We start from the raw sequence: 733 nt of genomic DNA on the forward strand, positions 1-733 counted from the left end.
GTGTATGGTTATCATCCTGAGAGAGAACTACCGTTTCACGGCCGTTCCGTGCTTTGAATCCATCCAAACCATTCTCAAAGTCAGCGGAGATACCTGTCTCATCTACAATCTCAGGTGCAGTTTGACCCGGAGTCACATCCGTAATGATGACTTCATCAATGTAAATATCCGAGGTTAAAGTATTGCTGGAGGGTTCAACATAGATGATGACCTCATTTGTTCTAGAAGGAACTTCATAGCCTTTGGTTTCAAGCAGCGTCCAATCGGAAGCGGTTACAAGCTTGTTGCCGATAAGCCAAGGATATTTCTCATCATCCGCTAAGATTTCAGAATCCATCTTGGAAGCCAGATGGAACTGACCTTCTCCTGAACCGAGTCTAACCTTAAGGGATATGTCATACTTACGGTCGGATTTCATCTTGTCCGTAAGTACGAGAGCAGGAACAGCCTTCTCATCGGCTCGGTTAAAGAACTTCAAAGATTTCGTACCTTCGGAAGCTACGTCATCTACGACCGCAGTATCTCCGTTCGAGCCCCAGGAGAGCTTGTTCCATCCTCCTGTATTTCCATCTTCAAAGCTTTGGTTCAGGACTACCGTAGGCTCGGCAGGTGTTTCTTCTTGGGTAATTGTGATATTCCCGATATAGAAAGATACTTCCTTACCGGCTTCATCCGATTTAATTCGAAGTGCTGTATTGTCCACATTGGCTACAGAGAGATCGGCAGATAATGT

Annotated in this window: 1 protein-coding gene; it reads right to left on the minus strand. The window is 45.3% G+C overall.

Annotated features, from left to right (window positions below; all coding sequences use genetic code 11):
• A partial coding sequence (locus NKH04_RS33130) for a carbohydrate binding domain-containing protein (RefSeq protein ID WP_353045614.1) occupies positions 1 to 733 on the minus strand: 733 nt, incomplete at both ends.

It is taken from the genome of Mesorhizobium sp. M1365 (genome assembly GCF_040317865.1).
Taxonomy (GTDB): Bacteria; Pseudomonadota; Alphaproteobacteria; order Rhizobiales; family Rhizobiaceae; genus Mesorhizobium.